The sequence below is a fragment of the Vicinamibacterales bacterium genome (assembly GCA_036504215.1).
Taxonomy (GTDB): Bacteria; Acidobacteriota; Vicinamibacteria; order Vicinamibacterales; family Fen-181; genus FEN-299.
Genome location: DASXVO010000006.1, coordinates 38125 through 61111 on the forward strand (window position 1 = coordinate 38125; position 22987 = coordinate 61111).

Below are 22987 nucleotides of genomic sequence, written 5' to 3' on the forward strand. Positions count from 1 at the left end.
GGGCCGTTGCCCCGATAGAAAGGCGAGACGTGGCTGGGACACTGAGCAAGCTGCCGTGGTACGGACAGATCGGAGCCTTCGTCGCCCTGTCCGTGGCGGGCTTTGGGGCCTTCTTCTACCTGTACGTCACGCCGATGCAGGCGGGAATGGCGCAGCGCCAGCGGAAACTCGATGCGTTGCAGGTGGACATCCGGAAGAGCCAGGTCATCGCGCAGCGTCTCCCGCAGTTCCGGGCCGAGGTCGCGGACCTCGAGAACCGGCTCGAAACCCTGAAGAACGTGCTGCCGGAGGAGAAGGACATGGGCGACATGCTGCGGCGTCTCCAGACGCTCGCCGTCCAGTCGAACCTCACCATCCGCAGCTTCAAGCCCACGGCGACGCCGGTGACCAAGCAGTTGCACGCGGAGGTCCCCATCAACCTGCAACTCGACGGCGCGTACCACAATCTGGGCATCTTCTTCGATCGGGTGAGCAAGTTCCCCCGGATCATCCACATCAGCGACATCGATATCAAGGCCAAGGACAAGCAGGAACCGGATTCGACGATCACCGCCGACTGCGTCGCCACCACCTTCGTCCTGCTCGAGAACAAGCAGGTCGTAAGGCCGGCGCCGGGGCCGGGCGGGGTGAGGCCGACGCCGGGGGCCGGGGGGCCACGGTGAGCGAGGCGCCCATGAAATGCGTGTGTTCGATCGTGCTGGCAGCGGCCACCCTCGTCGCGGTGGGCGCGGCCGGGCAAGTGGCGCAGAAGCCGAAGCCTCCGGCGCGGCCGCCGGCCGCGGGGGCATCCGCCGTGAAGCCGGTTGACGCACCTCGGCCCAAGGTGGCCACGGCTCCAGCCCCCAAGCCCCCCGAGACGTACAGTTACAGGGCCGAAGGGCGACGCGATCCCTTCGTGAGTCTGATGAACCGAGGCGGCGACACCCGCCAGAACCGGAAGGGCGACGGGATCGCCGGGCTGTATGCGAGTGAGGTCGTGCTGAGGGGCATCATGCAGAGCCGGGGCACCTACCTGGCAATCGTGCAGGGGCCCGACGGCAGGCGCCCGTACATCGTCCACACCAACGATCGATTCGCGGACGGCGTGGTGAAGGCGATTTCCGCCGACAGCATGCTCATCCTCCAAGAGGTGAACGACCCACTGTCGCTCACCAAGCAACGGGAGATCCGCAAGACGCTGCGGGCGGTCGAAGAGGTCAAGTAGATGCGGCACAACTGGATTGTCCGGACATGGGCGAGATGCGGGCGTGCACACCCGACGACCGGTCATCGCACTGGCGCCTGGGCGGGGCTGGCGGTGGTACTGGCGGCCAGCATGGTGGTGGCCGGGTTTGCCGCGGTTGAGACCGCGCCGCCCCGGGCGCGCCTCAGTACGATCTCGGCAACGCTGGGCGGGCGCGGGGCGTCGGTGCTCATTGAGTCCTCGGCGCCCGTCGCCTACGTGACGGCGCGTCCCGATCCGCTGACGGTGCTCGTTGACCTGCGGAACGTCACGTCAGCAGGAGCGGTGAACCGGGTCACCTCGTCGCGCGTGGGGCCGGTGGCCGCCGTGACGTTCGAGGACGTCAAGGCGACCGACGGAGCGGCCATCACGCGTGTCCGCGTGCTGCTCGCCACGCCCGCGCAGCATCGCGTGCACAGCGACCGGAACGTGATCCAGGTGGATGTCGTGCCCGACGACGAAACCGTGCCGGCGGCGGAGAAGCCGCGGGCAGCCGTTGCGCCTCTCTCCGCAGCCACGGCGACCCCAGCCACGCGCCTCGAGGCCATCCGCGCAAACGCGGGCGCGCGCGGCGTCGAAGTGACGCTCGCCGGCAACGGTACGCTGCTCGCCTCGTCCCCGGAGGTCACCCGCGCGGCTCCGTACCGGCTGGTGCTCGACTTCGAGGGCGTGGCGTCGAAGGTTCCGGCAGTCACGCCCATCGCCCGTAGCGCTATCCGGCGCGTGCGGGTGGCGACGCACAGCGTGACTCCGCGTGTGACTCGCGTGGTCTTCGACCTCGCGCGCGAAGTGCCGTACACACTGCAGCCCGCAGGGAACGAACTGAAGGTTCTGTTCGTCGAGCATCCTGACGCGCCCGCATCGATGGCCCCTGCCGCTCCAGCCGTCGCGCCGGTGACGGTGCCAGCGTCGGTCCCGGCCAGGGGGGCTGGCGCCGAGGCGGCCGAGGCGGCGAAGAGGACCGACCCGCAGCCGCCGCCTGCCAAGCCGGCGCCGGCGACCGTTGCTCCGGCAGCGGCTCCGCAGGTTGCGGCGCCACCGCAGACACCGCCTCCGACGACGGTCGTGCCCTCGTCGCCCTCGACGCAGCCGGCGCAGACCGCGCAGGTCGGATCGGGGTCGGGCGCGCGGCAGTACACCGGACACCCGATCAGCCTCGACTTCCAGGGTGCAGACCTGCGGTCGGTGCTGCGGACGTTCTCGGAGATCAGCGCGCTGAACATGGTGATCGATCCCCAGGTCCAGGGGACCGTGGACGTCGCGCTGCGCGACGTGCCGTGGGACCAGGCGCTCGACATCATCCTTCGTGCGAACAAGCTCGGGTACGTCGTCGACGGGACGGTCGTCCGCATCGCGCCGCTCGCCGCCCTCTCGGACGAGGAAGGCGCGCGCCGCAAGCTGTCCGACGAGCAGGCACTGTCGGGCGAGTTGAAGGTCATGACGCACGCACTCAGCTACGCGAAAGCCGAGGATCTCAAGACACTGATCGAGAGGAGCGCGTTGACCAAGCGGGGCGACGTCCAGGTGGATCCGCGCACGAACACCCTGATCATCCGCGACCTGCCGAACGGCCTCGAGACCGTCAGCGCGTTGGTGGCCACGCTCGACAAGCCGCAGCCGCAGGTGGAGATCGAGGCGCGCATCGTCCAAACCACTCGTGATTTCGCGCGGTCGATCGGCGTGCAGTGGGGGATTGGCGGGCGGATGGCGCCGCAGTTGGCGAACACCACGTCGCTGGCGTTCCCGAACAGCGTGAGCGTGGGCGGTCGCACCGGGGGCGTCCAGGCTGGCGTGGGAGACACGACGGCCGTCGGGACGGCGGTGAATCTGGGCGTATCGGCGGCGTCGAGCGCCATCGGCATCGCGCTCGGTTCGGTGAATGGCGCCTTCAACCTCGATGTGGCGTTGTCCGCGCTCGAGACGAGCGGCAAGGGTCGCATCCTCTCCACGCCGCGCGTGTCCACGCAGAACAACCAGGAAGCCGAGGTGATGCAGGGCACGCAGATTCCCATTCAGACGATCGCCAACAACACCGTGACCGTGACGTTCAAGGACGCCGCGCTGTCGCTCAAGGTCACACCGCAGATTACCGCGTCGAACACCGTCATCCTCAAGATCCTGCTCGAGAACGCGACGGCGGACTTCAGTCGCGCGGTTGGGCCGAGCGCGATTCCCCCGATCGACACGCAGCGGGCGACCAGCACGGTGCTCGTCAAGGACGGCGAAACGACGGTCATCGGCGGGATTTACGTGAGTCAGGAACAGGCGTCGCTCGACAAGACGCCAGGCGCGTCGCGGATTCCGCTGCTCGGCTGGTTGTTCAGACGGGACGCGATCCACGATCAGAGTCGCGAGTTGCTGATCTTCATCACGCCACGGATTGCCAAGCTGTAGGCGGTACCAGGACGGGCGAGCGAGGGCACTGAGATGAATTGGACACGTGATCGACACATGGCCGGAGCGGCGGCGCTCGCACTTGCGATGCTCGCCTCCACTTCGTGCGGCGACGCCGTGCGGCAGGGACGGGCCTCGAGCTATCTGGTCGTCGACCAGCTCACGGCCGCTTCCGGGGCCAAGCCCAGCCTGTTCAGCAACGTTCTCGAATCGGACGTCGTCACCCTGGTCAAGGCCACGGTGGGCACCCAGACGGTGCTGGTCCCAACCGTGTTCGAGGATCTGGGGCAGGTCCAGCTTCACATCGCGATGAAGGACCCGGGGGGCACGGTACCCAGCAACCCGTCGACCGTGAACCAGATCACGCTCGATCGGTACGAAGTGACGTTCGTGCGTTCGGATGGACGGGCCACGCCTGGCGTCGACGTGCCGGCGGCGTTCTTCGGGGCGATTACCGGGACCGTAACGGCCACGCCCACGGCGTTCACCTTCGTGCTCGTGCGGGCGCAGGCCAAGCTCGAGGCGCCGCTGATGGCGATGAGGAACGGCGGCGGCAACGTCGTGCTCTCGACGATCGCACAGGTCACCGTGTACGGGCACGACCAGGCGGGCAATACCGTGTCGCTGACCGGGTCGATGAGCGTGAACTTCGCCGACTGGGGCGATCCCGGCTAGGGATGGGGTAGGGGAGCCTGGGGCCCGGAGCCGGAGCCCTATTCGAGACGGCCCTCGGAACGACAGCACGGGGCAGAGCATATGGTGAGAGCATTCCGCACGTTCGCACTCCTCACGACGGTCGCGGCGCTGGCGACGGCCTGCTCGGTCAAGAGCACGACCGAGCCGGCACTGTCCGGGCCGTCGGAACTCAGCCTGTCGCTGACGCTGCAGGCCAATCCCGACGTGATCACGCAGGATGGCGCGTCGCAGTCACAGATCGTCGTGCTGGCACGGGACGCGAGCGCGCAGCCGCTGCGAAACGTGTCGGTCCGAGTCGAGATCACGCAAGGCGGGAAGATCGCCGACTACGGGACGCTCTCGACCCGCACCGTCGTGACGGGGAGCGATGGTCGCGCCGTGCTCACGTACACGGCGCCGGCCGCGCCGGCGCAATCGGTGGACACCGGAGCGAACATCATCACGTTGATGGTGACACCGATCAACGGCAACTACGCGAATGCCATGCCGCGTACGGTCGATATCCGGCTCGTGCCGCCTGGCGTGATCATCCCACCGTCCGACCTGGTCCCCGGCTTCACATTCAGCCCGACAGCGCCCAAGGAGCGGGATAGTGTGATCTTCACCGCACCGTTCTGCACCGCGACCGGTCAGACGGGGTGCACGACCGGATCGGTGGTCTCCTTCGAGTGGAGGTTCGGCGACGGCGCCACCGGGTTCGGGCAGACGGTCACGCACGCCTTCGACATCGGTTCGTGGCCTGTGACGCTGACGATCAAGGATGCCAATCAGCGCGCCGCATCCGTGATGCAGGTCGTCACGATCGGCGCCGGCGAAGTTCCCAAGCCGGCGTTCGAGTTCTCGCCGGCCGGGCCTGTTGTCAACCAGAACGTGTTCTTCAACGGCTCGGCTTCGACGGCTGCGAACACGAGAACCATCGTGGACTACGAGTGGAATTTCGGCGACGGCACCGTGAAGCACGGCGTGACGCAGGTGCACTCGTTCGACGCCAAAGGGACCTACACTGTGACACTGAAGGTCACCGACGATGCCGGCCGCTACGGTGTGGTGTCGAGGACGGTGTCGGTGGTGGTTCCTGCGCCGTAGTGCGGTGCATCGTCCCGATGAGGTGTGACTGTGCCTGACAGCCCGCGCATCGAGGAACTGAGACGCCGGGTCCAGCGGGACCCGGCGTCCATCGCCTTCGCACAACTGGCGGAGGAGTATCGGCGCGCAGGCCGGTCCGCAGATGCGGTCGAGACGTGTCGCGCGGGACTCTCGCACCACCCGGATTACCTGTCGGCGCGCGTGACCCTGGGGCGAGCGCTCATCGAAACGGGCGACCTGACGACCGCCGAGAGCGAGTTGGAGCGCGTACTGGCCGCCGCGCCGGAGAACCTCGCCGCCCTGAAGGGCCTGGCGGAAATTCATCACCGCACAGGCGACCTGCCGAAGGCGCTCGAGTACTACCGCAGTGCGCTCGGATTCGCCCCGCACGATCCCGATCTCGAGCATCTCATCGAGAAGATCGAGAAGGAACTCGAGCCGAACCAGCCACTCCCCGTCGTGGAGCGTGGGCTCTCGTTCGAGGAAGCCATGGGCGAATTCGCGGCCTTCGGCGCCGAACCACGGCCCGCCGATCCGGCTCGAACGCCGGGCCAGGCACTCGACGACGACCGCACGGGGCCCATCACCGTGATTCCCGAGTCTGGCCCTTCCCTTGCCGATCCCGCTGAACCCGCCGTGCCCCCCGCACCGTCGCTGGCTTCGGTCGAGCCGATAGTGGGGCTCGCGTCTGTACCCGCGCGTCAGATCGAGACGCTCGAGCGGTGGCTGGACGTCATTCTCGCCGAACGCGATCGCCGCGTATAATTTCGCCTGTTGCACCCGACATGCCCCGAGGGGCCGCCCGGAGGCAGCGGACGCTCGTCCCTCAATGACTTTCGCACCCTCGACCCTGCTCACGTCGCGCCGCCTACGCCTGGCGCTGGCTCTCGAGACGTCCGGCTGTGACGCCCTCGTCGTGACGCATCTTCCCAACCTGTTCTACCTGACGAACTTCGCCGGCAGCGCAGGCGCGGCGATCGTCTCGCCAGCCGGGCTGACTCTCGTGCTGGACGCGCGGTACGTGGCGGAGGCCGAACACCTGCGCGATTCCGAGCACGGTCCTCGAGACGCGAGGCTCGTCCGCGTCGAGAGCAGCTACGATCAGACGATCGCCGGTGTGCTGCGCGGCATCGGAGCGTGTCGCGCCGGGTTCGAAGCGGACCACCTGGCATTTGGCCGGCACGCCCGGCTGCGGACCGGACTGGGAGCCGGGACCGAACTCGTGCCGACATCAGGCCTCGTCGAGCGACTGCGCCAGCTCAAGGACGCGCACGAGATCGCCGCGCTTCGGACGGCCGCACGCCTGGTATCGCGCGTGGCGCTCGCGGTGGTCAGCCATGTGAAGGCGGGACTGCGAGAACGGGATCTCGCGGCGCTCATCGACTGCGAGATGCGTCGGGCGGGGTTTTCACGGCCGGCATTTGATACGATTGTAGGCTCGGGTCCAAACGGCGCACTCCCACACGCCACGGCGAGCGAACGGATCCTCCGCGCTGGGGACCTCGTCGTGCTGGACTTTGGTGGTGTGCGCGACGGATACTGCGCGGACCTCACGCGCACGGTGAGCATCGGGCCGGCCGCCGAGGAACAGCGCCGCATCTACCAGGCGGTGCTGGAGGCGCAGGCCGCGGCGCTCGCGTCGGTCCGTTCCGGGGTGACGACCGGCGAGATCGACCGGGCGGCGCGCGATGTGCTCGAATCCCGCGGGTTGGGAGCCGGCTTCGTGCACGGCACCGGACACGGGCTGGGCATCGAGGTCCACGAGTTGCCGAGCCTCACGCCGATCCGGGCGGAGGACAGGGCGGGAGATCCCCCGCGGCCGTGGGCGGTGCCGGTCGAACCCGGGATGGTGTTCACGGTTGAACCGGGCACGTATCTGCCCGGGTGGGGTGGTGTCCGAATCGAAGACGACGTGCTGGTGACCAACGAGGGCTGCGAGGTGCTGACCGGTGCACCGCGCGAGTTGATCGAGCGCTGATGACCATGATGAAAATCGACGAGATCAGACAGATTCTCGATCTGGTGCGGGAGCACGAGCTCAGCGAACTGGAACTCGAGAGTGACGGCGTGCGCATCCGGATCAAGAAGGGCGGCCAGGCCATCGTCCAGGCGGCGGCGATACCCGTCGGTGTGCCAACCGCGCCGGCCGGCCCGACCCTGGTTGCGACGGCTGCGGCGGAACAGCCGTCGCCGGAAATCGAGATCGACAGCGAGCTGGCGATCGTCAAATCGCCAATCGTCGGCACGTTCTACCGCGCGCCCGAACCGAACGCACCGCCCTTCGTCCAGCCGGGCGACAGCGTGAAGAATGGGCAAACGCTGTGCATCATCGAAGCCATGAAGATGATGAACAACATCGACTCCGAGTACGCGGGCACGGTGGTGAAGGTCTACGCGGAGAACGGACAACCCGTGCAGTACGGCGAACGGCTGTTCGCGATCAAGCGTTGAGGGCTGTGGCTGAATGTTCAAGAAAATCCTGATCGCCAATCGTGGCGAGATCGCGCTGCGCGTCATCTATGCCTGCCGGGAAATGGGCATCAAGACGGTGGCCGTGTACTCCGAGGCGGACGAGAACTCGCTGCACGTCCGGTTCGCGGACGAGGACGTCTGCATTGGTCCACCGAGGGCCGCCGAGAGCTACCTGAGCGTGCCGGCGGTGATCAGCGCGGCCGAGGTGACCGGCGCGGACGCCATCCACCCGGGCTACGGGTTCCTGTCGGAGAGCGCGTATCTGGCCGAAGTCTGTGAAGCGTGCCACATCAAGTTCATCGGGCCCGACCCGCGTGTCATCCGGCTCATGGGCGACAAGGCGCGCGCCCGCCGCGTGATGAAGAAGGCTGGCGTGCCGGTGCTGCCGGGCAGTGAGGGCATCGTCGAGAGCGAAGAGAAGGCGCTGAAGATCGCCAAGGACATCGGATACCCGGTGCTGGTGAAGGCGACGGCCGGCGGGGGCGGTCGCGGGATGCGGGTGGCGGCCGGGCCGGGCGAATTCGGGCAGGCGTTCAAGACGGCGCAGCGCGAGGCGGAAGCGGCGTTTGGCGTCAAGGACGTCTACATCGAGAAATACGTCGAGTCGCCGCGTCACATCGAGTTTCAGATCCTCGGGGACCACCACGGCAACGTCGTCCATCTGGGCGAGCGCGAGTGCTCGATTCAGCGGCGCCACCAGAAGCTCATCGAGGAGTCGCCCTCTCCGGCGCTCAGCGAGAAGCTGCGGCGCAAAATGGGCGGTATCGTCGTCGACGCGGCCAAGGCCGTGCAGTACGCGAACGCCGGCACGTTCGAATTCCTGTTGGATCCGCAGGGCCGGTTCTACTTCATGGAGGCGAATACCCGCTTGCAGGTCGAACACGGCGTGACGGAGCTCGTGACCGGCGTCGATATCGTGAAAGAACAGATTCGCGTGGCGGCGGGGGAGCGACTGTCGTTCCGGCAGAGCGAGGTCACCTTCACCGGACACGCGATCGAGTGCCGCATCAACGCCGAATGTCCGGACACCTTCATCCCGTCGCCCGGCGTCATCCGCGTATTCGCCATGCCGGGCGGCCCCGGAGTTCGCATCGACACGGCCGCGCACTCCGAGTGCACGATATCGCCGTACTACGACTCGATGCTGGCGAAGGTGATGGCGCACGGCCGGGACCGCCAGGAGGCAATCGCCCGCATGCGTCGTACGCTCGAGATGACCGTCATCGAAGGCATCAAGACGAATGTGGCGATGCACCTGAAGATCCTGGCGGAGCCCGACTTCGTCGCTGGTCGCCTCAGCACGGCGTTCATGAACCGCTTCATGACGACGCCGGCCACCGGCCGGCCCCTCGCCGAAGCGGTGTAGATCTGGCGCATGTAGCCGTCCTGTGCACCTGCCTGCCCTTTACGCCATCGTGGACGCCGAGGTTGCCAACCGGCGCGGGTGGACCGTGCCGGAGCTGGCCAGGGCCTATCTGGCCGGCGGGGCCAGGTTGCTGCAAGTGCGCGCCAAGCGGGCGGGTGGCGCCGAATTCCTGGAGTGGTGCGAGGCCGTCGTGGCCGACGCGCGGGCGCTCGGAGCGACGGTGATCGTCAACGACCGCGCCGATGTCGCAGCGATGGCGGGTGCGGATGGTGTCCACCTCGGGCAAAACGATCTCGGCGTGAGCGACGTGCGCCGGGTGTACCCGTCAATCCGCGTGGTCGGGCTGTCCACGCATAGCGAGCAGCAAATCGCTGCGGCCTTCGAGCAACCAGCGAGCTACACGGCCGTCGGGCCAATCTTCGCGACCCGAACGAAGGCCACGGGCTACGACGCGGTGGGGCTGCACCTCGTGCGCTCGGCTGTCGCCGCCGCGCGCAGCCGGGGCGAAGGGGGGATCGGCCGGCCGATCGTCGCGATCGGCGGCATCACCCTCGAGCGGGCCGAACGCGTCTTATCCGCCGGGGCGCACTCGGTCGCCGTGATCTCCGATTTGTTGTCGACCGGCGATCCGGAGGCCCGAGTGCGAGCGTACGTCGAGCGGCTCACGACGGCCTGACAGCATGCGAACGCCCGCGCGTCCCCTCATCCGCCCCGCCGTCGCGGCCCTGCTTGGGCTCGCGGCGCTGCTGATCCCGCGGTCGTTCGTACGACCTCCGGCTTCCCGTCCCGAGCGCCAGTCCTCCATCACGATCAAGGGTGCCAGCGGTGGCAAGCCCCGGTTCGTGTTCGCCGGAGTCCAGGTCCCACACGCGGATCGCGAACTCGACGTGACGGCCAGCGTGCTGGCCGACGTGCTCTGGGCCGACCTGACATTCGAGGACGTATTCGATCTCTCACCGCGGCTGCAGGGTGCCGAGGCGGCGGTGGTCTCCAGGCCGAGCGACGGCCCAGGGATCGATGGCTGGGTGGCGCGTTGGCGTGCCGCGGGAGCGGACGGTGTGGTGTCCGGCGAGGTACACCGTGACGGCGCCGCGCTGCGGTTCGATCTGCGGATCGACGACGTGCGGAGCGCGCAACTGGCGTTCGGACGGGAATACATCGGTGCGATGGCCAATCCGCGGCGGTTCGCGCACGTGGCCGCCGACGAGATTCTGGGCGCACAGGCGGGGATCGTCGGTGTCGCGCACTCCCGCCTTGCCTTCGTGTCGGACCGGTCCGGCGGCTTCAAGGAACCGACGGGGTCGCTCCGTCGCGTCAAGGAAATCTTCATCGCCGACTACGACGGGGCGAACGAGCGCCGGCTGACGGTGGACGGCGATCTCGACCTGACACCCAGTTGGTCGCCCGATGGCCGGGCGGTCGCCTACACGTCGTACCGGCGGGGGTATCAGGACATCTTCGTCAGTGCTGTCGAGGATCGGCGTCAGACGGCGCCGACCGGCGCGCGAGGAAAGAACTGGCTGCCCGCCTGGTCACCCGACGGGACCCGCATGGCGTTCACCTCGAACCGCGACGGCAACGAAGAAATCTACGTGATGTCCGCCGATGGCCGTGACGTCCGCCGGTTGACGCGCGACTGGGCCATCAGTACCTCACCTGCGTGGTCACCCGACGGCACGCAGATCGCATTCACCTCGAACCGGACCGGTTCGCCGCAGATTTGGGTGATGGGGGCGGACGGATCGAATCCTCGAGCGGTGACCACCGAGAAGTACTGCGACCGGCCGAGCTGGTCGCCCGGTCCGGTGAACGAGATTGTCTACGTCTCGCGCACGAACACCGGGTTCGACATCAAGGTCATCGAACTGGCCACGGGCGCCATCCGCCAGCTGACCGCCGGCCGCCAGAACGAGAGTCCGGTGTTCGGGCCGAACGGACGGCACATCGCCTTCACCTCGAGTCGCTCGGGCACCCAGCAGATCTGGATGATGACGCGGACAGGCGGGGACCTGCGGCAGATGACCCGGCTCGGGAACAACTCGATGGTGTCGTGGTCCCGGTAGCGCCCCGTCCCGGATCCCGCCTATAATGCCCGAGTTCGCGCCGCCAGACCGGTTCGGTCGACCGTGGGGCGGCTGATCACCGGCTGGAAGCACGGCCGCGGGCGGGCGCCGGAGGCAGCGGGCCAACAGGCCGACGATGACAACGACGGGAGATCGCGCGCTTCGGAGCCGTCAACTCCAACTGGCGATCGCCCTGCTCGCCCTGGTGCTGGCCGCGGGCACCATCGGCTACACGCTCATCGAGGGCTGGAGCGTCTGGGACGCGCTGTTCACGACGGTCGTCAGCGTGACGACGGTCGGATCGAGCAAGCTCGAACGGCTCTCGCCGGCCGGACAGGTCTTCACCGTCCTCCTGTTGATTGTTGGCGTCGGAACGGCGTTCTACGCCTTCACGCTGGTCGCGGCCGGCGTCATCGAGTCGCGGCTGCATCCGAGGAACCAGGAGCGGCGCCGGGCGCGTATGATTGACGCTCTCACCGATCACTTCATCCTCTGCGGCGCCGGCCGCATCGGCCTCATCATCGCGGAGGAGTTCCGACGGCAGAAGGTGAAGTTCGTCGTGATCGATCGCGATCGAGAGGCCGTGCAGGCTGTTCTCGACCGCGGCGACGTGGCGATCGAAGCCGACGCCAGCCGCGAAGACATCCTCAAGAAGATCAGGATCGACAAGGCACGCGGCCTGATTGCGGCACTCGGTACCGACGCCGAAAATGTGTACGCGATCCTGACGGCCCGCGGTCTGCGGCCCGACCTCTACGTCATTGCGAGGGCGGACTCGGAGGACGCGGGGCGCAAGCTGCTGCGCGCGGGCGCCAACCGTGTGATCTCGCCGTACCAAATCGGTGCCACGCAGATGGCGCAGACGGCGCTGCGTCCGGCTGTCGTCGATTTCGTCGAGCTGGCGACGAGCTCGGAGAATCTCGAGTTGGCCATGGAGCAGATCAGCATCGGCGCCACATCCGGCCTTGCCAGTCGAACCATCGTGGATGCCAACCTCCGCCAGCGGTTCGGCGTGATCGTCGTCGGCATTCAGCGAGACAACGGCCGTATGGAGTTCAACCCGGCGCCAGACGCCGTCATGCGATCCGGCGACCAGCTCGTCGTCCTCGGCCGGCCCGAACAACTGAAGGGGCTGGAGGTGGCCGCGCAGTAGAGGCCGGACCGGGGAAGAGGCAGGGACCCAGGAGTGTGAGGTGCGATGTCTGCTCGCATGCTTGACGGTACGGCGCTGGCGAAACAGATTCGGGCGGAACTGGCGCCCCGCGTCCAGGCGTTCATGGCGTCGCAGGGCCGGCCGCCGGGATTGGGCATCGTACTCGTCGGCGATGACGCAGGATCGGAGATCTACGTCCGGAACAAGCTGAAGTCGGCGGGCGAGACCGGGCTGCGGGCCAACGTGTTCCGTCTGCCAGCGACCGCGGTGCTCGACGATGTCCTGCGCGTGGTCGTCGAGCTGAACGCGAGTGGCCTGCACGACGGGATCCTGGTGCAGTCGCCGCTGCCGGCGGCCATGGGCGCGGACGCCGAGCAGATGGTGTTCGATGCGATCGATCCGGCGAAGGACGTGGATGGCTTCCATCCTGACAACGTCGGACGCCTCGTCCAGAAGCGCCCGAGACTGGTGGCGTGTACGCCGCTCGGCGTGGTCGCGTTGCTCGAGCGGTCCGGCATTGCCATCGACGGCGCACGTGCCGTCGTCATCGGGCGCAGCGATATCGTGGGCAAGCCGGTTGCGCTGTTGCTGCTGCACCGCAACGCCACGGTGACCATCTGCCACTCGAGGACGCGCGACCTCGCGGCGCTGTGTGCGACAGCCGACATTCTGGTGTCGGCGATCGGTCGGGCCGGATTCGTCACGCCCGGGTTCGTCAAGCCCGGCGCGACGGTTGTGGATGTGGGCATCAGTCGCCTCGCAGATGCCGCGGCCGTTGGCCGGCTGTATCCAGAGGGCCACCCGCGCCGTGCCGACTTCGAGCGCCGCGGGTCGCTGGTCGTCGGGGACGTCCATCCTGGAGTGGCAGACGTGGCGGGGGCGATGACTCCGGTGCCTGGAGGAGTCGGCCCGCTGACCATTGCCATGCTGCTCGCGAATACGCTGACAGCCGCAGAGGCCGGATGCTCAGGTTCGCGCTGACCGGTGGCATCGCCACCGGCAAGAGCTACGTCCGGGAGCGTGTCGCAGCCCGCGGGGTACCGACCGTGGACGCGGATGCAGTCGTCCACGCGCTCCTCTCCGCTGATTTGGATCTCATTGCCGAGGTCGCGCACCGATTCGGCCCACGGGTCTTGCTCCAGGACGGCGGGGTGGACCGCAGGGCCCTGGGCGCCGTGGTCTTCCATGACGCGTCCGCCCGCCGCGATCTCGAGGCGATCGTGCATCCCCGCGTCTTCGACCGAATTGCCGGGTGGATGTCGTCCCAGGCGCGGGCGGGCTCCCGCTGGGTTCTGGCCGACATCCCCCTGCTGTTCGAGACCGGGCGAGACCAAGAGTTCGACCGCATCATTGTCGTGGCCTGCGCCCCCGAGGAACAGGTGCGGCGCATCGTGCGGCGCGACGGGCTGAGCGAATCGGCCGCGCGAGCGCGGCTGAGCGCCCAGTGGCCGATCGCGGACAAGGTCCTCCGGGCGAATGACGTAGTGGACACTGGAGGCACGTTCGAAGAGACGGACCGACAGGTGGACGCCGTCTGCCGGGAGGTCGACGAAGTCACACGCAGCATCGAGCCTTTCAGCCTATAATGCCCTTCGCGCACGCGCGCCGGTGCCGCCGTGCTGCCCGGCGAGCCCCTCCGGGAAACGTCACCCTTTCTCTTCAGATCTGGTTCGGAGGCGCATCACATGGCAGGTTTGTTTATCAAGAAGGACCTGGCGAAGCTCATCGCCGACGCCAACGATCCGCTCGCCGGCGAAGCCGCTCACGGCGCACACGCGGGAGGGCAGCTCAAACGGACGCTGACGGCGTTCAACCTCACGATGCTGGGCATCGGCGCCATCATCGGCGCCGGCATCTTCTCTCTGACCGGAACCGCCTCGGCCAACTACGCCGGCCCGGGCATCGTGTACAGCTTCATGATCGGCGGCGTGCTCTGCGCGCTCGCGGGGGTCTGCTACGCCGAGATGGCGTCGATGATCCCGGTCGCCGGCTCCGCCTACGCCTACAGCTACGCCACGATGGGCGAGTTCATCGCCTGGATCATCGGCTGGGACCTGATCCTCGAATACGCGTTCGGTGCGGTGACGGTCAGCGCCTCGTGGTCCGGCTACTTCCTCAGCCTGATCCACAAGACGCTCGGCCTCCCCGTCTCGGACACGATGATGCGCTTCACGAAGGGGCCGTGGGAGCAGGTTCTGCTCAGCGACGGCGTCACCAGGGCGTTCGGGCTCTGGAACATCCCCGCGTCCTTCATCGGCTTGCTCGTCGCCGCGATCCTCTACCGGGGCATGCGTGAGAGTGCGTTCGTCAACAACCTGATCGTGATCGTCAAGGTCACGATCGTCCTCGTGTTCATCGGCCTGGGCATCAGCCTCATTTCCCCGGACAACCTGTTCGTGAACAAGGCCGCGACCGGTCTGTTCGCCCTCGTGCCCGCCAAGGAGATGATCACGCTGAACGGGAACCAGGTGAACGCGTATGGATGGGGCCTGAACGGGGTGCTCACCGGCGCCGGCGTGGTGTTCTTTGCCTACATAGGATTTGATGCGGTCTCAACCACCGCCCAGGAAGCCAAGAACCCGAAACGCGACTTGCCCATCGGGATTCTGGGTTCGCTCGTCATCTGTACCATTCTCTACATCCTGGTGGCCGTCACCCTCACCGGCGTCGTGAACTTCAAGGAACTGGGCGTGCCGGATCCGATCGCGGTGGGTATCGACCGGATCGTCGCCTTGCGCGGCTGGTCTCCGGTGTCCCAGAAGGTCTTCACCTTCTTCATCAAGCTGGGCGCGCTGTCCGGCCTCACCTCCGTCATCCTCGTCATGATGATGGGGCAGACGCGGATCTTCTACGCCATGAGCAAGGACGGGCTGCTGCCCTGGTTCGGCGCCGTCCACAAGGAGCACGGAACCCCGTATATTGCGACGACGCTGACGGGCCTTTTCGTGGCCTTCTGCGGCGGCGTGATGCCGATGAGCCTGGTGGGCGAGTTGGTGTCGATCGGGACCCTGCTGGCCTTCGTGCTGGTCTGCGTCGGCGTGCCGCTCTTGCGCGTCGCCAGCCCGGAGATCGAGCGGCCGTTCAAGGTTCCGGGCGGTTCGGCGGGCGCCTGGATCGTCGGCATCACTGGCGCTGCGGCGTGCCTCTACGTGATGTGGGGGCTGCCGAAGGATACCTGGTTGCGGCTCATCCTCTGGCTGGAGATTGGCCTGTTGATCTACGGCGGATTCGGCTGGCGCCGGAGCCGGCTGGCCAACCCCCAGGAGACGCCGGCCCGCGCGAGGATGCACATGCCGATCCTGGTGACGGCGATCGTCGCCTTGATCCCGACGATCATCTTCGCCGTCAGGGTCTTCGGCAAGGGGCAATAGCGAAGCTGTGGCTACGCTGCCTGGGCTTCCCTGTGTGGTGGGGGAGCCCGGGCGCGCGGTCGGTCCTGGCTGCCCACCTACTCCTCGGCTTCCTCTGGGTCCTTTGCCGGCGCGATCCTCTCCTCCAGGAACGTGTTCCATTCGTGACAGTGCGGGCAATGCCAGAGGAGTTCGGTGCTCCGGTAGCGGCACCGTATGCAGACGTGGGGATCGAGGTAGAAGATCGAGTGGCCGGTCAGCTCGACGTAGCGATCGACGAGGGCCGGATCGAGGGTGAGTTCCTGCAACGTCTTCCAGGTCGCTTCGTGAATGGCGAGGCCGTGCGGGTTGTGTGCGAGCGCTTCGAACAGCAGTTCCAGTGCCTCGGCCGGCTTGCCGCGGGCCGTCAGGTGCCGGGCGACCGCCACTCGCGCCCGCCAGTCCTGGGCATTGGCCGCGATGAGGCGACGGCACAGCTCGGGGAATCGGAGCGGTGTGCCGAGCTTCGTGTAGCAGTTCTCCAGGCGTTCGAAGACCAGGTGGGCGCGGTCGGGCGCGACGGTGACGACACGTTCCCAGGTTGTGGCGGCCTGGGCGGCGTGGCCCTGGGCGAACTGCACATCCCCAAGGTGTATGTACGCCGGCACCGTGCGCGGGTCGAGGCCGATCGCGGCCGTGAATCGAGCGACGGCAACCTTCTCATCGGATTGCTTCAGCGCCTCGACACCCAGTTCGTTCTCGAGGAACGCGAGGATCTCGTTGTTCCGTGCCTGGTCGCCGCGTCGCGCCACCTTCGTCAGCCGCCGGCGGATCTCGTACGCCTCCTGCCACTGGTGTTGTTCCTCGTGCAGCTTCTGCAGGTTGACCAGCGCGTACTCGTTCTCGGGGTCGAGGCGGAGCACCTCGTTGAACGCTTCGAGCGCACGGTCCACGAACCCGCCGCGCTTGAAATCGAGGCCCAGACAGAGCAGCGAATACGCGTGCTCGAGGCGCGTCAGCTTCGGTCGCTGGAGGAGTCCCTGGTGCACCTGGATCGACCGCCCGACCTGCCCCTTCTCGCGGTAGAGGTTGCCGAGAATCATGTCGATCTCGAGCGCATCGCCGTCCACCGTCGCGGCCTTGGTCAACTCCTCGATCGCCAGATCCGCCTGGTTGGAGACGAGAAAATTCAGGCCGAGCATGTAGTGGGGCGTGGCGCGGGCCTTCCGACGATCGAACCATCGGCCGTCGTGCAGCTTGTAGCGTTCCCACGCCTTGCCGATGGTGAGGCCGGCCAGCAGGGCGATTAGCGCGGCGAGCAGCGGCGCGTAGTCGGCCATCATTGGGCGTCCTCCGGAAGGTAGCGCCGCATCAGGTCGTCCCAACGCCCCTGGCCGCGCAGGAGGATTTCGACCAGCTCGCGGGCGGCCCCATGGCCGCCGCGCTGGCCGCTGATCCAGTCCACGCGCGACCGCACCTCGTCCACGGCGTCTGCCGGGCAGGCCGAGAGGCCGACGCGGCGGAGAACCGGCAAGTCGAGCAGATCGTCACCCATGAAGGCGACCTGCCCATCGTCGAGGTGTTCCTGCTCGAGGAGCTCCGAGTACATGTCCAGCTTGTTGCCGGCGTCCTGCCGGACGATTCGAATGCCGAGTTGCGCGGCACGAACGGTGGTCGCCGCCGACTGCCTGGCGGAGAGAAGACCTGTGGCCAGGCCAGCCCGGTGCGCCCACACGATAGCCGTGCCGTCCCGGATGCTGAACTGCTTCGACTCGCTGCCGTCCGATTGGATCAGGATGCGGCCGTCGGTGAGAACACCGTCCACGTCGAAGAGCACCAGGCGAATGCGCGCGGCCTTCTCGGCCAGCGTTCGTTGATCGCAAGGCATCAGAACATTTCGGTCCGCCACAGGTCGTGCAGATGGACGACACCCTCCACCCGACGATCTGGCGCGGTGACGACGACGGAGGTGATCTTGCGCTGTTCCATCAAATTCAGTGCCTCGACCGCGAGCATCGTCCGCGCGACGGTCACCGGGTGCTCGGTCATCACGTCGCCGGACACCTGATCCAGTATCTGCCGGCCGCTCATGTGGCGCCGCAGGTCGCCGTCCGTGATGATACCGGCGAGGCGTCCTTCGGCGTCCACCACGCACGTCATGCCCAGGCCCTTGCGCGACATCTCGTAGATGACGTCGCGCATTGTCGTCTGCAGGTCGACGCTCGGCACGTCCGCTCCCGCGTGCATGATCTGCTCGAGACGCATCAGCCGCTTGCCGAGCTTGCCGCCCGGGTGCAGGCCTGCGAAATCCTCCTGACGGAAGCCCTTGCGCACCAGGAGCGCCATCGCGAGGGCGTCGCCGAGCGCGAGCGCCGCCGTGGTGCTGGCCGTGGGCGCGAGATTCAGCGGACAGGCTTCTTCATTGACACGGCAGTCGAGGGTGACGTCCGCAATCTGGCCGAGTGTCGATGTCGGGTCGCCGGTGACGGCCACCAATCGGGCGCCGATCCGCCGAATCATCTCCAGCAGCCTGACGATTTCCTCCGTCTCGCCACTGTAGGACAACGCCACCACCACGTCGTCCGCCTGGAGGGCGCCGAGGTCGCCGTGGATGGCTTCGGCCGGGTGCAGGAAGAACGCCGGGGTGCCGGTGCTCGACAACGTCGCGCCAATCTTGCGCGCGATGATTCCCGACTTGCCCATGCCGGTCACGATGACGCGCCCCCGGCAGTCGAAGAGCAGCTGGACCGCCCGGGCGAAGTGATGGTCGAGCCGGTCCACGAGGGCGAGGATCGCGTCCGCCTCGGTCCGCAGCACCTGCCGCGCCAGTTCGATGTCGGTCACGGGATCGGTCGTCACCACGGAAACCCTCTATGTTCTGCGCTCACGCGTGCTTGACGATGGCGTCGATGCGGGTCAGCCGATCGAGCAGTCGGTCGAGCAGGTCCAGGCGCAGCGCGTTCTGCGCGTCGCTTCGCGCCTTCGACGGGTCGTCGTGTACCTCGAGGAAGACGCCGTCCACGCCCGCTGCGACACCGGCCGAGCCGAGCGGCTCGATGTACTCAGCGAGCCCCGCTGTCACCCCGTCGCCGCCGCCGGGGAGCTGGAGGCTGTGGGTGATGTCGAAGATCACCGGGTAGCCGAGGTCCCTCAGCATCGGAAACGCGCGCATGTCCACCACGAGGTTGTTGTAGCCAAACGCCGTGCCCCGCTCGGTCAGCAGTACCCGCGTGTTGCCCGAGTCGGTCACTTTCGCGATGGCGTGGCGCATGTCGCGGGGCGCCAGGAACTGACCCTTCTTGATGTTCACAACTCGGCCCGTGTTCGCCGCGGCCACGAGCAAATCGGTCTGGCGGCACAGGAACGCCGGTATCTGCAGCACGTCCGCCACTTCGGCCGCCGGAGCGGCGTGCGAGGGCTCGTGGATGTCGGTCAGGATTGGGACGCCGACGTCCGCCTTGATTCGGCCGAGGATGCGCAGGCCGTCATGGAGTCCGGGACCACGAAACGACGCGATCGACGTGCGATTGGCCTTGTCGTACGAGGCTTTGAAGATGAAGGGCACCTGGCGCCGCGACGCGATCTCGCGCAGGGAGAACGCCAACTCCCGCGCGTGTCCTTCGCTCTCGATCACGCAAGGGCCGGCGACGAGCACGATCGGCCTTCCGCCGCCCGCGCACACGCGTCCAATCTCAACAGTCTTCGTCACGCCCGACATTATACAGCCCTGGGCTGCCGCGCCAGTTCGAGGGCGGTCCGCATCATCCCTGCTCGGTCAGGGGGGCGTCCTCAGAGGGGTGTTCCGCACGCGTGACCAGCGCAACGGCGGGGACGATGATGGCCGCGCCGAGGACGAGGAATCGGTCGACGGGCTCGCCGAGCACGAGCCAGCCGAGGAACACCGCGATGATCGGGTTCACGTAGGCATAGGTCGCGACCTGTGTCGTGGGCACGTGGCGCAGCAGCCAGATGTACGCCGAGTAGCCGACCCACGATCCGAAGACCACCAGGTACAGGACCGCTCCCAAGCTGGTGGCGTTCCAGAGGGCGCGGTGGTGCTGCCCGAGAGCGAGACCGGTGACGGTGTCCACCACACCGGCCGCCAGCATTTGCCAGCCGCTCGCCACGAGGGGGTCGACCGGCAGCTTCCACCGCCGCGACAGCACCGACCCGAACGCCCAGCAGAACGACGAGCCGAGGAGGCCGACGCACGCGAACAACTCGAGCCCTCCCAGCGAGTGCGTGGCGACGAGCTTCGGCCAGACGAGCACGACCATGCCGAGCGCACCGAGGAAGATGCCTCCGAAGGCGCTCCGTGGGATCCTTCCACCGGTCGGCAGGATGAATCGCTCGACGACGAGGAACCAGATGGGAACGATGGCGACGATCAGGGCGGCGAGACCCGTGGGGACGTACAACTCGGACCAGGCGAGGATCGCATTCGAGATGCCGAGCAGGAGCACGCCGATGAACGACAGCCGCCAGAATCGCTCGGCGCTCACGCGAACCTGACGGCCCGTCATCGCACAGAACGCCAGCATCACACTGCCGGAGATGGCGAAGCGGACACCCGCCAGCAGGATCGGGGGAACCCGTTCGACCGCCACGCGGATTCCGAGGTACGTCGATCCCCAGAAGACGTAGACCAGGGCGAACGCGAGGAGAATCCGGAATCGACGGCTGATGACGACCTCCAACCAGCAGCAACCAACGAGAGGCTATGCCGTCGTTTCCGCTTCGGTCCGTTGCGCGAGTCGCGCCACCTTGTGTCGGTAGCTCGCCTCGACGAAGCTGGCGAACAGGGGGTGCGGGAGCAACGGCTTCGACTTGAACTCCGGGTGGAACTGCACCGCAACGAACCACGGGTGACCAGGGAGCTCCGCGATTTCCACGAACTTGCCGTCGGGCGACTTGCCCGAAATGCGCAGGCCGTGCGCGGTGACGATTGGTTCGTAGGCGGGATTGAACTCGTACCGATGGCGATGTCGTTCAGAGATGACCGGACAGCCGTAGATCTCGCGCACGAGGGATCCGGGAGCGAGTTCGCAGGCGTACTGACCGAGGCGCATCGTGCCGCCCAACTCATCGACGCCGAGCAGGTCTCGCAGCTTGAAGATCACCTTGTGGGGCGCGTCCTCGTTGCACTCGGTCGAGTCGGCCTCGCTCAGGCCGCAGACCGCGCGGGCGTATTCGACCATGGCCCACTGGAATCCATAGCAGATGCCGAAGAACGGGATGCGACGAGTGCGGCCCACTTCGGCGGCGCGCATCATGCCGCGCGTCCCGCGGTTGCCGAAGCCGCCGGGCACCAGAATCCCGTCCGCGCTGTCCAGCAGGTGGCCGCCGTCGTCCCCTTCGAGCGCCTCTGCCTCGACCCAGCGGAAGCTCACCTTCAGCCCGTGCGGGAACCCGCCATGCGTCATGGCCTCATTGAGGCTCTTGTACGAGTCCTCGTACTCGACGTACTTGCCGACGACGTGAATCGTGATCTCGTCGGCAGGATGGCGGATGCGATCGACGAGCTGCTGCCACTGCTCGACGTGACGCTCGGTCTGCGGCAGGTGCAGGTACTTCAGGATGATCGTGTCCACGCCCTCGGCCGCGAGCGACAGCGGCACCTCGTAGATCGACGCGACGTCGCGCGCCGCGATAACCGCTTCCTCGCTGACGTCGCAGAAGAGCGCGATCTTCCGCTTGATGTCCTGCGGCAGGATGCGGTCGGTCCGGCAGAGCAGGATGTCAGGCTGGATGCCGATGGAACGGAGATCGCGGACGCTGTGCTGCGTCGGCTTGGTCTTGAGTTCGCCGGCCGTGCCGATGAACGGGACGAGCGTCAGGTGCACGTAGAGCGAGTTCTCGCGGCCGATGTCCTGGCGAAACTGGCGGATCGCCTCGAGGAACGGCTGGCTCTCGATGTCGCCGACGGTGCCGCCGATCTCGACCAGAACGAAGTCCACGTCCTTGGCCGCGGCCCTCAGACACTCCTTGATCTCGTTGGTGATGTGCGGGATGACCTGGACGGTTCGGCCGAGGTAGTCGCCGCGCCGCTCCTTCTGAATGACGGACAGGTAGATCTTGCCGGTCGTCCAGTTGTGCGCCCGCGTGGTGACGGTGCGCGTGAACCGTTCGTAGTGGCCGAGATCGAGGTCCGTCTCGGTCCCATCGTCTGTGACGTAGACCTCGCCGTGCTGGTACGGGCTCATCGTTCCCGGGTCCACGTTGATGTACGGATCGAATTTTTGGAGCGTGACCCGATAGCCGTGGCCCTCCAGGAGAGCGCCGATCGATGCGGCCGCAAGGCCTTTACCGAGCGACGACACCACGCCGCCCGTGACGAAGATGAATTTGACTGGTCGGCCGTCCGTGTTGTGCATGATGTGTGTTCAGTGATGGGCGTCAGCCGCGACGAGGCGACGCACCCGGTCGAGATCTGCCGGCGTGTCCACGCCGACCGAATCGTGCATCGTTTCCGCGACGCGAATCCGGAATCCGTGCTCGAGTGCGCGAAGCTGTTCGAGAGATTCCGCCCGTTCGAGCGGCGTCCGCGGCAGGCCCGCAAACGTCAGAAGGAAGTCGCGACGGTAGACGTACAGCCCGATGTGCTTGAAACGCGGGCCGGTCCCGATTTCGGTTCCGCCTGGGGTGTCGCGGACGAACGGGATTGGTGCACGTGAGAAGTACAACGCAAAGCCCTGCCCGTTGGTGACGACCTTCACCACGTTCGGGTCGGCGAGGTCGTCCGGACGATCGATCCGCCGGCAGAGCGTACCCATGGGAATCGTCGGGTCCGCGACGAGAGGGGCCATCACCTCATCGATCATCTCGGGGGCCAGCAGCGGCTCGTCCCCCTGCACGTTGACGACGAGTTCACATGAGAGAGACGTGACCACCTCGGCGAGCCGGTCGCTGCCACTGCTATGATCCGCGCGCGTCATCCACGCGATCCCCCCGAACGCCTCGACCACGTCGCGGACACGCTCGTCGTCGGTGGCAACGATGACCGCGTCGATGACTCGAGCGGATGCCGCGCGCCGGTACACGTGCTCGATCATCGGGCGGCCACAGATATCGGCGAGAGGCTTGCCCGGGAGACGCGAGGAGTGATATCGCGCGGGGATGATGGCGACGTGTCGGGCGGCAGCGAGCAAACGGTTGTGCCCGTGGTCCCGTTCGGGGTGCACGACGAATCATAGCACACCGTCAGCC

General features: G+C 67.1%; 22 protein-coding genes. 15 read left to right on the plus strand and 7 right to left on the minus strand.

The genetic code is table 11. From position 1 onward, the window contains the following. The first annotated feature begins 29 nt into the window (after positions 1-29). From pilO to VGK32_01795, 15 genes are all read left to right on the plus strand, one after another. Positions 30-662 (plus strand): type 4a pilus biogenesis protein PilO, encoded by a 633-nt coding sequence (gene pilO, locus VGK32_01725; protein HEY3380452.1) that lies wholly within the window; start codon positions 30-32, stop codon positions 660-662. 11 nt (positions 663-673) lie between these two features. Beyond that, positions 674-1204: a hypothetical protein gene (locus tag VGK32_01730; protein ID HEY3380453.1), complete on the plus strand. Its 531-nt coding sequence runs from the start codon at positions 674-676 to the stop codon at positions 1202-1204. Further along, positions 1205-3616, plus strand: a complete 2412-nt coding sequence (pilQ, locus tag VGK32_01735) for a type IV pilus secretin PilQ (GenBank protein HEY3380454.1) — start codon at positions 1205-1207, stop codon at positions 3614-3616. It begins immediately after the preceding gene. Positions 3617-3649: 33 nt separating this feature from the next. After that, on the plus strand, positions 3650-4291 hold the full coding sequence (locus VGK32_01740; protein HEY3380455.1) for a hypothetical protein: 642 nt from the start codon (positions 3650-3652) through the stop codon (positions 4289-4291). A gap of 81 nt (positions 4292-4372) precedes the next feature. Further along, positions 4373-5398: a PKD domain-containing protein gene (locus VGK32_01745; protein ID HEY3380456.1), complete on the plus strand. Its 1026-nt coding sequence runs from the start codon at positions 4373-4375 to the stop codon at positions 5396-5398. A gap of 24 nt (positions 5399-5422) precedes the next feature. Next, complete coding sequence (locus VGK32_01750; protein HEY3380457.1) at positions 5423-6163, plus strand: tetratricopeptide repeat protein; 741 nt, start codon at positions 5423-5425, stop codon at positions 6161-6163. 64 nt (positions 6164-6227) lie between these two features. Further along, positions 6228-7376 carry a Xaa-Pro peptidase family protein gene (locus tag VGK32_01755; protein ID HEY3380458.1) on the plus strand — a complete coding sequence of 383 codons (1149 nt, stop codon included), beginning with the start codon at positions 6228-6230 and terminating at the stop codon, positions 7374-7376. Continuing rightward, positions 7376-7849 (plus strand): acetyl-CoA carboxylase biotin carboxyl carrier protein, encoded by a 474-nt coding sequence (gene accB / locus VGK32_01760; protein ID HEY3380459.1) that lies wholly within the window; start codon positions 7376-7378, stop codon positions 7847-7849. The genes VGK32_01755 and accB overlap by 1 nt, the downstream gene beginning before the upstream one ends. A gap of 13 nt (positions 7850-7862) precedes the next feature. Next, entirely contained in the window at positions 7863-9236 is a 1374-nt protein-coding gene (gene accC, locus VGK32_01765; protein ID HEY3380460.1) for an acetyl-CoA carboxylase biotin carboxylase subunit, read from the plus strand. Between the two features lie 22 nt (positions 9237-9258). Continuing rightward, a complete protein-coding gene (gene thiE, locus VGK32_01770) occupies positions 9259-9912 on the plus strand; it encodes a thiamine phosphate synthase (protein ID HEY3380461.1) in 654 nt (217 codons plus the stop codon). A 4-nt stretch (positions 9913-9916) separates the two neighbouring features. Continuing rightward, positions 9917-11299: a hypothetical protein gene (locus VGK32_01775; GenBank protein ID HEY3380462.1), complete on the plus strand. Its 1383-nt coding sequence runs from the start codon at positions 9917-9919 to the stop codon at positions 11297-11299. A 136-nt stretch (positions 11300-11435) separates the two neighbouring features. Next, positions 11436-12452, plus strand: coding sequence for a TrkA family potassium uptake protein (locus tag VGK32_01780; GenBank protein ID HEY3380463.1), 1017 nt, complete (start codon positions 11436-11438; stop codon positions 12450-12452). 57 nt (positions 12453-12509) lie between these two features. Beyond that, positions 12510-13433, plus strand: coding sequence for a bifunctional 5,10-methylenetetrahydrofolate dehydrogenase/5,10-methenyltetrahydrofolate cyclohydrolase (locus tag VGK32_01785; protein HEY3380464.1), 924 nt, complete (start codon positions 12510-12512; stop codon positions 13431-13433). Next, positions 13415-14038 carry a dephospho-CoA kinase gene (gene coaE / locus VGK32_01790; GenBank protein HEY3380465.1) on the plus strand — a complete coding sequence of 208 codons (624 nt, stop codon included), beginning with the start codon at positions 13415-13417 and terminating at the stop codon, positions 14036-14038. The genes VGK32_01785 and coaE overlap by 19 nt, the downstream gene beginning before the upstream one ends. A gap of 99 nt (positions 14039-14137) precedes the next feature. After that, the gene (locus VGK32_01795) at positions 14138-15823 is read left to right on the plus strand and encodes an amino acid permease (GenBank protein ID HEY3380466.1); all 1686 of its coding nucleotides are present in this window, start codon (positions 14138-14140) and stop codon (positions 15821-15823) included. A gap of 77 nt (positions 15824-15900) precedes the next feature. Here VGK32_01795 and VGK32_01800 read toward each other — a convergent pair whose 3' ends face one another. The 7 genes from VGK32_01800 to kdsB are packed head-to-tail and all read right to left on the minus strand — an operon-like array spanning position 15901 to position 22962. Next, positions 15901-17124 (minus strand): tetratricopeptide repeat protein, encoded by a 1224-nt coding sequence (locus VGK32_01800; protein HEY3380467.1) that lies wholly within the window; start codon positions 17122-17124, stop codon positions 15901-15903. Further along, positions 17121-17669: an HAD hydrolase family protein gene (locus VGK32_01805; protein HEY3380468.1), complete on the minus strand. Its 549-nt coding sequence runs from the start codon at positions 17667-17669 to the stop codon at positions 17121-17123. The genes VGK32_01800 and VGK32_01805 overlap by 4 nt, the downstream gene beginning before the upstream one ends. Further along, complete coding sequence (locus VGK32_01810; protein HEY3380469.1) at positions 17669-18640, minus strand: KpsF/GutQ family sugar-phosphate isomerase; 972 nt, start codon at positions 18638-18640, stop codon at positions 17669-17671. The genes VGK32_01805 and VGK32_01810 overlap by 1 nt, the downstream gene beginning before the upstream one ends. 25 nt (positions 18641-18665) lie before the next feature. Next, on the minus strand, positions 18666-19490 hold the full coding sequence (gene kdsA / locus VGK32_01815) for a 3-deoxy-8-phosphooctulonate synthase (GenBank protein ID HEY3380470.1): 825 nt from the start codon (positions 19488-19490) through the stop codon (positions 18666-18668). 52 nt (positions 19491-19542) lie between these two features. Next, positions 19543-20478, minus strand: coding sequence for an EamA family transporter (locus VGK32_01820; GenBank protein HEY3380471.1), 936 nt, complete (start codon positions 20476-20478; stop codon positions 19543-19545). A gap of 21 nt (positions 20479-20499) precedes the next feature. Continuing rightward, the gene (locus tag VGK32_01825) at positions 20500-22155 is read right to left on the minus strand and encodes a CTP synthase (GenBank protein HEY3380472.1); all 1656 of its coding nucleotides are present in this window, start codon (positions 22153-22155) and stop codon (positions 20500-20502) included. Positions 22156-22164: 9 nt separating this feature from the next. Next, positions 22165-22962 (minus strand): 3-deoxy-manno-octulosonate cytidylyltransferase, encoded by a 798-nt coding sequence (kdsB, locus tag VGK32_01830; GenBank protein ID HEY3380473.1) that lies wholly within the window; start codon positions 22960-22962, stop codon positions 22165-22167. Positions 22963-22987 lie beyond the last annotated feature (25 nt).

Bases quoted from the DNA above. Each gene is read 5' to 3' on its own strand.
- VGK32_01755 (HEY3380458.1), top strand. From the start codon at position 6,228: ATGACTTTCGCACCCTCGACCCTGCTCACGTCGCGCCGCCTACGCCTG.
- pilQ (HEY3380454.1), top strand. From the start codon at position 1,205: ATGCGGCACAACTGGATTGTCCGGACATGGGCGAGATGCGGGCGTGCA.
- VGK32_01775 (HEY3380462.1), top strand. From the start codon at position 9,917: ATGCGAACGCCCGCGCGTCCCCTCATCCGCCCCGCCGTCGCGGCCCTG.
- VGK32_01730 (HEY3380453.1), top strand. From the start codon at position 674: ATGAAATGCGTGTGTTCGATCGTGCTGGCAGCGGCCACCCTCGTCGCG.
- accB (HEY3380459.1), top strand. From the start codon at position 7,376: ATGACCATGATGAAAATCGACGAGATCAGACAGATTCTCGATCTGGTG.
- VGK32_01805 (HEY3380468.1), bottom strand. From the start codon at position 17,669: ATGCCTTGCGATCAACGAACGCTGGCCGAGAAGGCCGCGCGCATTCGC.
- coaE (HEY3380465.1), top strand. From the start codon at position 13,415: ATGCTCAGGTTCGCGCTGACCGGTGGCATCGCCACCGGCAAGAGCTAC.
- VGK32_01780 (HEY3380463.1), top strand. From the start codon at position 11,436: ATGACAACGACGGGAGATCGCGCGCTTCGGAGCCGTCAACTCCAACTG.
- VGK32_01795 (HEY3380466.1), top strand. From the start codon at position 14,138: ATGGCAGGTTTGTTTATCAAGAAGGACCTGGCGAAGCTCATCGCCGAC.
- VGK32_01740 (HEY3380455.1), top strand. From the start codon at position 3,650: ATGAATTGGACACGTGATCGACACATGGCCGGAGCGGCGGCGCTCGCA.
- VGK32_01825 (HEY3380472.1), bottom strand. From the start codon at position 22,155: ATGCACAACACGGACGGCCGACCAGTCAAATTCATCTTCGTCACGGGC.
- VGK32_01745 (HEY3380456.1), top strand. From the start codon at position 4,373: ATGGTGAGAGCATTCCGCACGTTCGCACTCCTCACGACGGTCGCGGCG.
- accC (HEY3380460.1), top strand. From the start codon at position 7,863: ATGTTCAAGAAAATCCTGATCGCCAATCGTGGCGAGATCGCGCTGCGC.
- VGK32_01800 (HEY3380467.1), bottom strand. From the start codon at position 17,124: ATGATGGCCGACTACGCGCCGCTGCTCGCCGCGCTAATCGCCCTGCTG.
- VGK32_01785 (HEY3380464.1), top strand. From the start codon at position 12,510: ATGCTTGACGGTACGGCGCTGGCGAAACAGATTCGGGCGGAACTGGCG.